The sequence below is a fragment of the Paractinoplanes deccanensis genome, from assembly GCF_016862115.1.
Classification (GTDB): Bacteria; Actinomycetota; Actinomycetes; order Mycobacteriales; family Micromonosporaceae; genus Actinoplanes; species Actinoplanes deccanensis.
The window spans coordinates 1-12458 of the sequence record NZ_BOMI01000154.1 but is presented as its reverse complement, the minus strand read 5'-3'; the positions used below and the strand labels follow the sequence as shown (position 1 = coordinate 12458).

At 69.1% G+C, this 12458-nt stretch carries 11 protein-coding genes and 2 tRNA genes; 12 read left to right on the top strand and 1 reads right to left on the bottom strand.

Annotation, left to right across the window (positions count from 1 at the left end):
• The first annotated feature begins 1 nt into the window (after position 1).
• Together recF and Ade02nite_RS37935 are read left to right on the top strand one after the other, a co-directional pair.
• Entirely contained in the window at positions 2-1129 is a 1128-nt protein-coding gene (recF, locus tag Ade02nite_RS37940) for a DNA replication/repair protein RecF (RefSeq protein ID WP_203774400.1), read from the top strand.
• Positions 1130-1316: 187 nt separating this feature from the next.
• Entirely contained in the window at positions 1317-1994 is a 678-nt protein-coding gene (locus Ade02nite_RS37935) for a DciA family protein (protein WP_379036919.1), read from the top strand.
• Between the two features lie 4 nt (positions 1995-1998).
• Here the strand turns inward: Ade02nite_RS37935 and Ade02nite_RS37930 are convergent, their stop codons facing one another.
• The gene (locus Ade02nite_RS37930) at positions 1999-2565 is read right to left on the bottom strand and encodes a hypothetical protein (RefSeq protein WP_203774398.1); all 567 of its coding nucleotides are present in this window, start codon (positions 2563-2565) and stop codon (positions 1999-2001) included.
• 538 nt (positions 2566-3103) lie between these two features.
• On the opposite strand from Ade02nite_RS37930, the gene gyrB reads away from it, so the two are divergent.
• The 10 genes from gyrB to Ade02nite_RS37885 all read left to right on the top strand — a co-directional run bounded on the left by gyrB (position 3104) and on the right by Ade02nite_RS37885 (position 12446).
• Complete coding sequence (gyrB, locus tag Ade02nite_RS37925; RefSeq protein ID WP_203774396.1) at positions 3104-5050, top strand: DNA topoisomerase (ATP-hydrolyzing) subunit B; 1947 nt, start codon at positions 3104-3106, stop codon at positions 5048-5050.
• A 105-nt stretch (positions 5051-5155) separates the two neighbouring features.
• Positions 5156-7666, top strand: a complete 2511-nt coding sequence (gene gyrA / locus Ade02nite_RS37920) for a DNA gyrase subunit A (RefSeq protein WP_203774394.1) — start codon at positions 5156-5158, stop codon at positions 7664-7666.
• Positions 7667-7669: 3 nt separating this feature from the next.
• Positions 7670-8569: a DUF3566 domain-containing protein gene (locus Ade02nite_RS37915; protein WP_203774392.1), complete on the top strand. Its 900-nt coding sequence runs from the start codon at positions 7670-7672 to the stop codon at positions 8567-8569.
• Positions 8570-8649: 80 nt separating this feature from the next.
• Positions 8650-8723, top strand: a tRNA-Ile gene (locus Ade02nite_RS37910).
• A 157-nt stretch (positions 8724-8880) separates the two neighbouring features.
• Positions 8881-9009: a DLW-39 family protein gene (locus tag Ade02nite_RS49835; RefSeq protein ID WP_239169340.1), complete on the top strand. Its 129-nt coding sequence runs from the start codon at positions 8881-8883 to the stop codon at positions 9007-9009.
• A gap of 16 nt (positions 9010-9025) precedes the next feature.
• A tRNA-Ala gene (locus Ade02nite_RS37905) sits at positions 9026-9098 on the top strand.
• Between the two features lie 168 nt (positions 9099-9266).
• Positions 9267-9929 (top strand): DUF6461 domain-containing protein, encoded by a 663-nt coding sequence (locus tag Ade02nite_RS37900; RefSeq protein ID WP_203774390.1) that lies wholly within the window; start codon positions 9267-9269, stop codon positions 9927-9929.
• A 64-nt stretch (positions 9930-9993) separates the two neighbouring features.
• Positions 9994-10530, top strand: a complete 537-nt coding sequence (locus Ade02nite_RS37895; protein ID WP_203774427.1) for an excisionase family DNA-binding protein — start codon at positions 9994-9996, stop codon at positions 10528-10530.
• A gap of 90 nt (positions 10531-10620) precedes the next feature.
• Positions 10621-11913: a class I SAM-dependent methyltransferase gene (locus tag Ade02nite_RS37890; protein ID WP_203774388.1), complete on the top strand. Its 1293-nt coding sequence runs from the start codon at positions 10621-10623 to the stop codon at positions 11911-11913.
• Between the two features lie 131 nt (positions 11914-12044).
• Positions 12045-12446 (top strand): NUDIX domain-containing protein, encoded by a 402-nt coding sequence (locus tag Ade02nite_RS37885; RefSeq protein ID WP_203774381.1) that lies wholly within the window; start codon positions 12045-12047, stop codon positions 12444-12446.
• Positions 12447-12458: the final 12 nt, after the last annotated feature.

Here is a 12458-nt window from a genome sequence, read left to right as displayed (position 1 = left end):
CGTGTACGTACGCCGGGTCGAGTTGACCAACTTCCGCTCGTACGAGCGGGTCGCGGTTGATCTCGAGCCCGGCGTGTCCGTGCTGGTCGGCCAGAACGGCATGGGCAAGACCAACCTCATCGAGGCCCTGGGCTATGTGGCCACCTTGGACAGTCACCGGGTGGCCACCGATGCCCCGCTCGTCCGCGCCGGACAGCCCAGCGCCGTGATCCGCTGCGCGATCGTCCACGAAGGACGCGAGCTCCTGGTCGAGCTGGAGATCGTTCCCGGCAAGGCGAACCGGGCCCGGCTCAACCGCTCGCCCGTACGGCGGCCGCGGGAGATCCTCGGCGCCCTGCGCATGGTGCTCTTCGCCCCCGAGGACCTCGAACTGGTCCGCGGTGACCCGTCGGAGCGCCGGCGCTATCTCGACGATCTGCTGGTCGCCCGCCAGCCCCGCTACGCCGGCGTCCGCTCGGACTACGACCGCGTGATCAAGCAGCGCAACGCCCTGCTGCGCACCGCGTACCTGACCCGCAAGGTTGGCGGCAGCCGCGGCCAGGACCTGTCCACCCTCGCGGTCTGGGACCAGCATCTCGCCCACCACGGCGCTGAGCTGCTGGCCGGCCGTCTCGAGCTGGTCGCGGCCCTGGGGCCACATCTCACCAAGGCGTACGACGCGGTCGCCGCCGGGCGCTCGTCGGCCTCCATCGCGTACGCGGCGAAGCTCGGCGACAAGCTCACGCCGGACCGTCCCGCCCTCGAGCGCGCGCTGCTCGAGTCGCTCCAGGAGCGCCGGCCCGCCGAGATCGAACGGGGCGTCACGCTGGTCGGCCCGCACCGCGACGATCTCGCCCTGCACCTCGGCGAGCTGCCCGCCAAGGGGTACGCGAGCCACGGCGAGTCCTGGTCGTTCGCCCTGGCGCTGCGGCTCGCCGCGTACGACCTGCTCCGCTCCGACGGCATCGAGCCGGTGCTGGTGCTCGACGACGTCTTCGCCGAGCTGGACGCCGGCCGCCGCGACCGGCTCGCCGCCCTCGTCTCCGACGCCGCGCAGCTGCTGGTCACCTGCGCCGTCCCCGAGGACGTGCCGGCGGCCCTGAGCGGCGCCCGCTACGACGTGACCACCGGTGCGGTGACCCGTGCCTGACCACGACGACGACCCGGCCCTGCGCGACGACCGCACCCGCCACGACGACCTCGTCCGTGAGCGTGGCCGGCACGACGACCTGCTCCGCGAGCACCGCCCGCCCGCGCACGGCGACCGTCCCCAGCCGCCGTCCACAGCGGAGCGGTTCTATCCACAGGCCCACCGTGACAGCCTGGCCCGTGAGGAGCTGGGCGTCGCCGACGAGGGCTGGTACGCCGCCGAGTCCGCGGCCGCCGGCGACCCGGAGCCGGCGCGGTGGCGTACCGAAGATCCCGCCGAGCGCCCCGCTGGGCCTTCGGGAGGCGCCGAGGGTGGGTCACCCCAGGGTTCGGGCGCTTCAAGCGTGCAGGAGGGCGCTGAGGGCCCTTCGGGTCCCGAGCTCGCTCGCGCCGTGCTCGACGCCGCGCTCGCCCGGCGCCGTGAGAATGCCGCCCGCAAGCCCCGGCGCGCCGGGGCGGGCTCCGGCGGCGAGAGGCGCCCGCGCGGCTATTCCGGCCCGGGTCCCGACCCGCGCGACCCGCAGCTCTTCGGCGACGTGCTCCAGCGGCTCATGAAGGCCCGCGGCTGGGAGCGTCCCAAGGCCGAGGCCACCGTCTTCGGGGCCTGGGAGAAAGTCGTCGGCCCGGACATCGCCGCGCACAGCCGCCCGGTCAAGCTCGACGCCGGCGTGCTGACCGTCGAGGCCGAGTCCACCGCGTGGGCCACCCAGCTGCGGCTGCTCGCCGCCACCCTGCTGCGCAACATCGCCGGCGAGGTCGGCCACAACGTCGTCACCAAGCTCAACATCCACGGCCCCGCGGCGCCGTCGTGGAGCAAGGGCCCCCGCCGCGTGCAGGGCAGGGGCCCGCGGGACACCTACGGCTGAGCCGTCAGTAGTCGGCGAAGACCGCGAAGCCGCGCTCCGCGCAGCGGCGGTAGAACCCCGCCAGGATCGCCAGCTCGGAGCGGGCGAAGCTCCAGTGGGGAGCGTTGCCGGCGTCGTCGCGCAGGGCGGTCAGGCGCTGGTCGAGCCAGCGCAGCTGCTGTTCGGCGAGGCGGCCCGCGGAGATCGCGTTGCGCATCACCTCGGCGACCGTGTCGAAGGTGACCAGGTCGCCGTACTTCTCATGGCCTTCGACGAAGCGCTCGAGTCCACCGGCGATCCAGGCGCAGCCGTCGGGGTCGATCACCGGGTCCTCGTCCTCGGCGGCCGCCTCGGTGGCGTAGAGGACGCCGTCCAGGCCGAGGAGCAGGTCCACCAGCTCCGTGTACGCGGTCGCGCGCACCGTGCCGGTCTTGGCGATGTGCAGTGCCAGCGCTCCCGTGGGCGCGGCGATCTCGGGGGCGTCGGCGATCGCCCCGAAGTCGACGAACTCGGCGGGAGCTACCGGGTCGTAGTACTGGTTGGTCCGCGGCCAGTGCACCGCGACGTTCTCCAGCCCCTTGTCGTGCGCCATTGGGGGCCATCCCTCCTAGACCATTCGCGGCCGTCCGGCCAAGCACCGGCCCGCGCGGGGAGGTTACGACACAAACCCCCGCCGCTGGGAGGCAGTGTGGCAGCGCGTGGCCGCGCGGCCCGGCAGGCGCGCCCCACGGGCCGACGGCCGGATTACTTGTCGTTGCGCCGGGTGCGTCTTCCGTGTAGGGGAGGGCTTGGGGCGGACCCCAAATCCGGCTACGGCAATCTGAGGCACCCGGAAGGGGTGCCGGACCCTCGTCAACTCGTTTCGGCGGAGTAGAATCGACGGAGACCGGGAAAACTTGAGTATCAGGATCGCGGACGGCCGGGAACGGGCGCCTGCGGTCACGCTACGCGGTTTTTCCAGCCGATCACGATCCGCGGGCCTGCCGCGGCGACCGGCGAGCACGGTTCCACCGGTGGTCCGCTCCTCCCCGCGGGTTGTCATCTGTGGTTCTCCCTGCCTGCCGCCGCCCGCCGCGCGCCCGCCCTCCCCGTGTCGGGCCTCACGGTCCGGCACGAGAAAGTGGCCGAGGGTGACAGACAACAACCAGGAATACGGTGCCGGTTCGATCACCGTTCTCGAGGGCCTCGAGGCGGTCCGCAAGCGCCCGGGCATGTACATCGGTTCCACCGGCGAGCGCGGTCTGCACCACCTGGTCTGGGAGGTCGTGGACAACGCCGTCGACGAGGCGATGGCCGGCTACTGCGACACCGTCGACGTGGTCCTGCTCGCCGACGGCGGCGTCTCGGTCACCGACAACGGCCGTGGTTTCCCCGTCGACCTGCACCCGAAGCTGAAGAAGCCGGGCGTCGAGGTCGCGCTGACGATCCTGCACGCCGGCGGCAAGTTCGAGGGCACGGCCTACAAGGTCTCCGGCGGCCTGCACGGCGTCGGCGTCTCGGTCGTGAACGCGCTCTCCACCAAGATGCACGTCGAGATCCACAAGGACGGCTTCGTCTGGCGGCAGGACTACACCGCGTCCAAGCCGAGCCCGCTCGAGAAGGGCGAGGCGACCTCCACCACCGGCTCGACGGTGCAGTTCTGGCCCGACCCGGCGATCTTCGAGACCGTCGAGTACGACTTCCAGACGATCTACCGGCGCCTCCAGGAGTACGCGTTCCTCAACAAGGCGCTGACGATCAACTTCACCGACGAGCGCTCGGTGGACGAGGAAGGCAACCACCGCAAGGTCACCTTCATGTACGCGGACGGCATCTCCGACTTCGTCCGCCACCTCAACGCCACGAAGAACCCGATCCACAAGTCGGTCATCGACTTCGGCGCCGAGTCGGCCGAGGAGGGCATGGCCGTCGAGGTCGCCATGCAGTGGAACGAGTCGTACGGCGAGTCGGTCTACACGTTCGCCAACTCGATCAACACGCACGAGGGCGGCACCCACGAAGAGGGCTTCCGCGCGGCGCTGACCAGCATCGTCAACCGGTACGGCGCCGAGAAGAAGTTCCTCAAGAGCGACGAGAAGCTCTCCGGCGAGGACATCCGCGAGGGTCTCGCCGCGATCATCTCGGTCAAGCTGGCCAACCCGCAGTTCGAGGGCCAGACCAAGACCAAGCTCGGCAACACCGACATGAAGAGCTTCGTGCAGCGGGTCGCCAACGAGCAGCTCGCCGACTGGTTCGACCGCAACCCCACCGACGCCAAGATCATCATTACCAAGGCGTCGCAGGCGGCCCGGGCACGCATCGCCGCGCAGCAGGCGCGCAAGCTGGCCCGGCGCAAGTCGCTGCTGGAGTCGGGCTCGATGCCGGGCAAGCTGGCCGACTGCCAGTCGACCGACCCGCGGGTCTCCGAGCTGTTCATCGTCGAGGGCGACTCGGCCGGCGGCTCGGCCAAGCAGGGCCGCGACAGCCAGATCCAGGCGATCCTGCCGATCCGCGGCAAGATCCTCAACGTGGAGAAGGCCCGCATCGACCGGGTCCTCAAGAACAACGAGGTTCAGGCGCTGATCACCGCGCTGGGCACCGGCATCCACGACGACTTCGACATCGCCAAGCTGCGCTACCACAAGATCGTGCTGATGGCCGACGCCGACGTCGACGGCCAGCACATCCAGACGCTGCTGCTCACGCTGCTGTTCCGCTTCATGCGGCCGCTGGTCGAGCAGGGCCACGTCTACCTGGCCTCCCCGCCGCTTTACAAGATCAAGTGGAACAAGCGGGGCGACGACGCGCAGTACGCGTACTCCGACCGCGAGCGCGACGGCCTGATCGCGCTGCGCCAGCAGAAGAAGCCGAACGCCAAGCCCGACGACATCCAGCGGTTCAAGGGTCTCGGCGAGATGAACTTCCACGAGCTCTGGGACACGACGATGGACCCGGCGACGCGCACGCTGCGTCAGGTCACGCTCGACGACGCCGCGGTGGCGGACGAGTTGTTCAGCGTCCTGATGGGCGAGGACGTCGAGGCGCGGCGCTCGTTTATCCAGCGCAACGCCAAGGACGTGCGGTTCCTGGACATCTAGGTTGCCGAGTATCCACAGCGTCCCCCGGCTTTCCACAACGTTATCCACAGCGATACGTGTGCTTTCGCCGTACTTGTCTGGTTTCACCTTGAGTAAGGGTTAACAGTGACTGACACTCCCGAACCCCCCGACGGCGACGACATCCCGGAGGCGACCGGTGGCGTGACCCAGCGCGTCGAGCCCGTCGGCCTCGAGGTCGAGATGCAGCGGTCGTACCTCGACTATGCGATGAGCGTCATCGTGGGTCGCGCGCTGCCCGACGTCCGCGACGGCCTCAAGCCCGTACACCGCAAGATCCTTTACGCGATGTACGACTCCGGCTTCCGGCCGGATCGCGGCTACGTCAAGTGCGCGCGCGTCGTGGGCGACGTGATGGGCAACTACCACCCGCACGGCGACTCGTCGATCTACGACGCCCTCGTGCGGATGGGGCAGCCCTGGTCGCTGCGCTACCCGCTGATCGACGGCAACGGCAACTTCGGCTCGCCGGGCAACGACCCGCCGGCGGCCATGCGCTACACGGAGTCGAAGCTGTCGCCGCTGGCGATGGAGATGCTGCGTGACATCGACGAGGACACCGTCGACATGCAGGACAACTACGACGGCCGTACGCAGGAGCCCACGATCCTGCCGTCGCGCTTCCCCAACCTGCTGGTCAACGGGTCCGAGGGCATCGCGGTCGGCATGGCCACCAAGATCCCGCCGCACAACCTGCGCGAGATCGCCGGAGCCGTGCAGTGGGCGCTCGACAACCCCGACGCCGACGAGGCCACGACGCTCGACGCGCTGCTCGAGATCGTCAAGGGTCCCGACTTCCCGACGTACGGCCTCATCGTCGGCCAGCAGGCGATCCAGGACGCGTACCGCACCGGCCGCGGCTCGATCCGCATGCGCGCCGTCGTCGAGGTCGAGGAGGACCAGCGCGGCCGGCCGTGCCTGGTCGTCACCGAGCTGCCCTACCAGGTCAACCCGGACAACCTCGCGGAGCGCGTCGCCGAGCTCGTCAAGGAGGGCAAGCTCACCGGCATCGCCGACATCCGCGACGAGTCCTCCGGCCGTACCGGCATGCGGCTGATCCTGGTCCTCAAGCGCGACGCGGTCGCCAAGGTCGTGCTGAACAACCTGTACAAGCACACGCAGCTGCAGGAGACGTTCGGCGCGAACATGCTCGCCCTGGTCGACGGCGTGCCCCGCACCCTCAACCTGGCGCAGTTCATCCGCTTCTACGTCGAGCACCAGATCGAGGTCATCCGCAGGCGTACGGCGTTCCGCCTGCGCAAGGCCGAGGAGCGCGCGCACATCCTGCGCGGCCTGGTCAAGGCGCTCGACGCGCTCGACGAGGTGATCGCCCTGATCCGGCGCTCGCCGACCGTCGACGACGCCCGGCAGGGCCTGATGCAGCTGCTCGAGATCGACGAGGTGCAGGCCGGCGCCATCCTCGACATGCAGCTGCGCCGCCTGGCCGCCCTCGAGCGCCAGCGGATCATCGACGAGCTGGCAAAGATCGAGATCGAGATCGCCGACCTCAAGGACATCCTCGCCAAGCCGGAGCGGCAGCGGGCGATCGTCTCCGAGGAGCTCGGCGAGATCGTGCAGAAGTACGGCGACGACCGGCGCACGCAGATCATCCCGTTCGACGGTGAGGTCTCCATGGAGGATCTCATCGCGCGCGAGGACGTTGTGGTGACGATCACACGTACCGGTTACGCGAAGCGTACAAAGATCGATCTTTATCGATCGCAGAAGCGCGGCGGCAAGGGCGTGAGCGGCGCATCTCTGCGCCAGGACGACATCGTGTCGCACTTCTTCGTGATCTCGACGCACGACTGGATGCTGTTCTTCACCAACAAGGGCCGCGTCTACCGCGCCAAGGCGTACGAGCTGCCCGAGGCCAACCGGTCGGCAAAAGGCCAGCATGTGGCCAACCTGCTCGCCTTCCAGCCGGACGAGCACATCGCCCAGGTCATCCAGATCCCCAACTACGAGGTCGAGCCCTACCTTGTGCTCGCCACCAAGAATGGCCTCGTGAAGAAGACCCGCCTCGCCGAATTTGACTCCAACCGCAGCGGTGGCATCATCGCCATCAACCTGCGGGAGGACGACGAGTTGGTGGGCGCGGCCCTGGTGGCACCCGAGAACGATCTGCTGCTGGTCTCCAAGCGGGCCCAGGCGATCAGGTTCAACGCCACGGACGAGGCGCTGCGCCCGATGGGGCGGGCCACGTCCGGGGTGATCGGCATGCGTTTCAGCGACAGCGATGAACTCCTCGCGATGGAAGTCGTTCGCGAGGGCATGGATGTGTTGGTCGCCACCGACGGTGGGTATGCGAAGCGCACGCCGATCGAGGAGTATCCCGTACAAGGCCGGGGCGGCAAGGGCGTCCTCACCGCGAAAATCACGGAGCGTCGTGGTGGACTGGTGGGGGCTCTCGTGATCAGCCCGGAGGATGAACTATTTGCCATCACCAGCAATGGTGGTGTCATCCGGACTCCCGTGAAGCCTGTACGGCGCACGAGGGATCGGAACACAATGGGGGTCAAGCTGATGGACCTCCCAGAAGGTGTAACCATCGTGGCGCTTGCTCGCAATGCCGACGAGCCTGACGAACAGGACTAGTTGATGCCGGAGACACAGGCGAAGTCGGGGGCCACGGGGAGCTCAGCGACTCCGGACGAGGCGGCCAAGAAGGACGCCGCCAAGAACGGACGCGAGTCAGCCGCGGCTCGTGCGGCGGCCCCCGCCGAAGCCCCGTCCCCGCCGAAGTTCACCCGGGCGCCGGGCATGGCCCCGCCCCCCGGTGAGCCCAACGCCGAAAGTGACGACACGAAACGCTCCGGCGGCATCGTGAAGGGCTCGGCCAGTGTGCCGACCGTCACCAAGGGCAAGGGCGCTGCCCCCGGCAGCACCTCGGGACGTGTCAGCGTGCCCGGCGCCGCCAAGCCCGGCGGCGTCGGCACCGGCCCGCAGCAGCGCCCCGGCGGCGCCGCTCCCGCGCCGGCGCCCGGGCAGACCACCAGCGGCAAGGCCCGCCCCGCCGCCGGCCCGCAGCAGCAGCCTCAGGGCGGCAACGCGGTCGGCGCGGCCCGGGTCACCGAGGCGGTCCGCTCGGCACGCACCACGGTCACCTCGGCGGCCGCACGCGGCCCTCGCCGTGCCCGGCTCAACCTCAAGCGGATCGACCCCTGGTCCGTGATGAAGTTCTCGTTCGCCGTCTCCGTCGTGCTCTTCATCGTCGTGGTGGTCGCCACATCGGTGCTCTACCTGGCCCTCGACGCCATGGGCGTCTGGGGCGAGGTCAACACCAGCCTGAAGGAGCTCGTCACCGCCACCGGCAGCGACGACGCCTCCTCCAGCGGCGGCTTCCAGATCACCGCATGGGGCGTCATCGGCACATCCATGCTGATCGGAGCCGTGAACGTCGTCCTGTTCACCGCCCTGGCCACCCTCGGCGCGTTCATCTACAACGTCTGCGCCGACCTGGTCGGCGGCGTCGAGCTGACCCTCGCCGAGCGGGACTAGACACCCAGGCACCGGGTTGGGGGCCACCCCCGTTTTGGCAGCCCCCAACCCAGTGCGGTAACCTTCGGTGTCGCTTCTGAGGGGCTATAGCTCAGTCGGTTAGAGCGCAGAGCTGATAACTCTGAGGTCGCTGGTTCGATTCCAGCTAGCCCCACGCGCGACAGGCGTCCTGTGTCCGCAAAAAGCGCGGACCCAGGTCGCTTGTCATATCTGCCTGGGGGCGACCCCCCAGACCCCCACGTTACGGTGGGCACGGTGGGTGCGTCGCTTCCGCTGGGGGATGCAGGGCCGCTGACTAGTTGGGGGTTGTGATGCTGAAGAAGCTCCTCATCGTGGCTGGGATTGTTGGCGCGGCGGCTCTGGTTTTCAAGAAGGTCAAGGCGTCTAGTGATGAGCGGGCGCTCTGGCACGAGGCGACCACCTCGCCCGACCTTCGGTAAGAGGCCGGCTGGTCTGGGGGCCCTAGCTCAACTGGCAGAGCACCGCCTTTGCAAGGCGGGGGTTAGGGGTTCAAGTCCCCTGGGCTCCACAAGCGCAACAACAACAAACAAGACGGCTTCTGGATCTGCGAAGCAGACAGGGGCCGTTTGCTTTTGGGCTCGGGATCACCCAAGCCTGTCCTTGAAACCCGATCCCAGCAGCGCTGGCCGGGGTCTGGGGCAGAGCCCCAGGGTCTTCCCGTGATCTAATCTCCGCCGTGCACCGCCGACACCTACTCGGACTAGCAGCCCTCGGGCTGCTGTCGGCGTGCGGAGAAAAGCAGCCCACCCCCAAACCGGCGGCGACCAAAAGAGAAGCCACCGCGGGAGACTACGACTGGTTCACCCAGGTGCAAGACCTCCGCAAGGGCTACTGCTTCCTCTGGGTGGCGAACACCAAGCCCCAAGAAGCCCTGCGACGCACGCGCGGCAAGGAACTCGAGCGCATCGCCTGGCGGCAGCTGGTGGGCGCCGGCGACGGTCAGCGCGTGCCTGGGGACAAGTACTTCTTCGGCGTCACCCGCATCGACACGTGGTCCCTGGTGATCGAGGACAACGGCACGCTGGGCCTGGCGGACCAGCTGCTCTCCGAACTCTCCGTCGGCACGAGGCTCGTGTGCAACTACCGTGAGGCGGGCGGCCGCGGTCGTTTCCTCGTCGTGGCGGACCGCGTCGTCGAGCTGGAGTTCGACCCCGGCAACGCCGGCAAGAGGCTCGGCACCCGGGCCGCCGACTTGGCGCCGGAGATCGCCGAGGTGGGGTTCACGGCCGGTGACAGCCAGGCGGCGGCGTTTGCGCTTGCTGAGCGGCTCACCGGCGTACCGCTGACCCTGGATCTTTTGCAGGAGCGGACGTATCTGTTCAGCGCCGCGCCGCGGTGAAAGAGGCATCAGCCGTTCGGTTGTTGCAGTCCCGATTCGCGCGGGACAATATCCACGTGTGACGATGCGCACAGCGGAGTTTCTCACCATCGGCGAGGCCGCGGTTCTGATGCGGTTCCCGCGGTGGCGCGTGCTCGATCTCTGTGCGCGCGGGCTTCTGCCGTACGTCAGCGTCGGGTCGCAGCGGCGGGTGCGCCGGTCCGATGTGGAGGCTCTGATTCACCCCGTGCTCGACCGTGAGCAGACCGAACAGCTGTGGCTTCATCGGGCCGTCGCGGCCAAACTGGCGGCCGATCCGGCGGCCGTGCTGGCCGCGGCGGCGATCAATCTGCGGCGGCTGCGGGATCTGCACCCGGCCGGGCCCGAATGGATGTGGCTCGATCGCTGGGACGTGCTGCTCGACGCGGGCGTGTCGACGGTCATAGACGCGCTGACGTCGCCGGCGGACTATGCGGTAAGGCTGCGCAGCGCGTCGCCGTTCGCCGGGGTGCTGTCCGAGGCCGAGCGGCGAGCGGCTCTCCACGCGCTCGCCGAAAGCCGCCGTGAGCAGGCAAGACCCTTACGGCTGGACACGCTTGCGCGGGTCATGCGCGCAGTGTGAGTCGTCGATCACAAAGTAGATCAGGGTCTTATGTATCTCGCGGATCCGGGCAGATAGTTGATCGGTCAGGCGCGCCCCCGGGAGGTACCGATGCCGACGACTATCCCGCATCTGAACACCGCGACCAGGCTCAAGGACCTGCTCGAGTCGCTGCTCCAAGCGCCGATGCCCGTGCGCTTGCGAGCCTGGGACGGCTCCGAGGCCGGGCCGGCCGACGCGCCGGTGCTGATCATCCGCAACAAGCGCGCGCTGCGCCGGATCATCTGGCAGCCGAACGAGCTGGGGCTCGCCCGGGCGTACGTCTCGGGTGAGATCGACGTCGACGGTGACCTCTACGAGGCGCTGACGCGGCTCGCCGCCCTGATCTGGCGGGCGCCCGACCTGCGGGACGTCCCGATCCGCTCGGTCTTCGGCGACCTGGTGCGGCTCGGGGTGCTCGGCACGCAGCCGAAGCCGCCGATCGAGGAGATGGTCGTCACCGGCAGCCGGCACAGCAAGCGCCGCGACCGGCAGGCGATCAGCCACCACTACGACGTCGGCAACGACTTCTACCGCATCGTGCTCGGCCCGAGCATGGTGTATTCCTGCGCCTACTGGACCTCCGACGAGCCCGGGTACGGCCTGGCGGACGCGCAGCGCGACAAGCTCGACCTGATCTGCCGCAAGCTCGGCCTCGAACCGGGCATGCGCCTGCTCGACGTCGGCTGCGGGTGGGGCAGCCTCGCCATTCACGCCGCCCGCGACTACGGCGTGCGGGTGCTCGGCATCACGCTCTCCACGGAACAGGCCGAGTACGCCCGCAAGCAGGTCGCCGAGGCCGGCCTCACCGAGCAGGTCGAGATCCGCGTGCAGGACTACCGCGACCTCGACGACGGCCCGTTCGACGCGATCTCCAGCGTGGGCATGGCCGAGCACGTCGGCACCGGTCCCTACCGGGACTACGCGCAGATCCTGTACAGCCAGCTCAAGCCCGGCGGCCGCCTGCTCAACCACCAGATCGCCCGGCTGCGCCTGCCCGAGAAGCAGCCGCACCAGCAGCGTTCCTTCATCGACGCGTACGTCTTCCCGGACGGCGAGCTGGCGCCGATCGGCACGACGGTCACGCTCCTGGAGGAGGCCGGTTTCGAGGTACGGGACGTGCACGCGCTCCGCGAGCACTACGGCCGCACGCTGCGCGCGTGGGTCGCGAACCTGGAGGCCGACTGGGCGGAGGCGGTCCACCTCACCAGTGACGGCCGTGCCCGGGTGTGGCGGCTCTACATGGCGGCCTCGGCGCTCGCTTTCGAACAGGCACGAATCGGTGTGAACCAGGTTCTTGCGGTCAAGGAGCACCGGGACGGCACGAGCGACATGCCGGCTACCCGGAGTGCTTATTCGGTCTGATCGATGCCGTCACCGGGCGGATGTCCTTTTCGGTCGGTGACGCTTTGATTACGCAGGAACGAATCCGGACGTTATCCACAGCTTCTCGGCCGGTCCTGCGGGAACACAGCGGGGCCGGTTAGCCTGCGATCGTGAGCGAACGAAAACGGGCCGCCGCCGTGATCGTGCGGGACGGCCGCGTGCTGATGGTGCACGAGCGCAGCCGGCGATCCGGTGGCGGCGAGTGGTGGACCTTGCCGGGCGGCGGCCTCGAGCCCGGTGAGACCGCCGAGCAGGCCGTCCGGCGGGAGGTCTTCGAGGAGACGGGCCTGGTGGTCAGCGAGGCCCGGCACATCCTCGAGATGCCCTACCCGTCGGGCATGACATCGGTGTTCTCGGTGACCGTGGCCGACGGCGAGCCCCGCGTGGGCGTCGACGACGGCATCGGGCCGGAGATGCTGGGGCTCGACTGGCTGCCCGCCCCGGAGCTCCCCATCGAGACACACGGCGGCGTGCCCGTTCCGCCGATGATCGTCGTGCTGCCCACGGCCTGACCCGCAGGGGCC

Bases quoted from the DNA above. Each gene is read 5' to 3' on its own strand.
- Ade02nite_RS37930 (WP_203774398.1), bottom strand. From the start codon at position 2,565: ATGGCGCACGACAAGGGGCTGGAGAACGTCGCGGTGCACTGGCCGCGG.
- Ade02nite_RS37915 (WP_203774392.1), top strand. From the start codon at position 7,670: ATGCCGGAGACACAGGCGAAGTCGGGGGCCACGGGGAGCTCAGCGACT.
- Ade02nite_RS49835 (WP_239169340.1), top strand. From the start codon at position 8,881: ATGCTGAAGAAGCTCCTCATCGTGGCTGGGATTGTTGGCGCGGCGGCT.
- Ade02nite_RS37890 (WP_203774388.1), top strand. From the start codon at position 10,621: ATGCCGACGACTATCCCGCATCTGAACACCGCGACCAGGCTCAAGGAC.
- Ade02nite_RS37895 (WP_203774427.1), top strand. From the start codon at position 9,994: ATGCGCACAGCGGAGTTTCTCACCATCGGCGAGGCCGCGGTTCTGATG.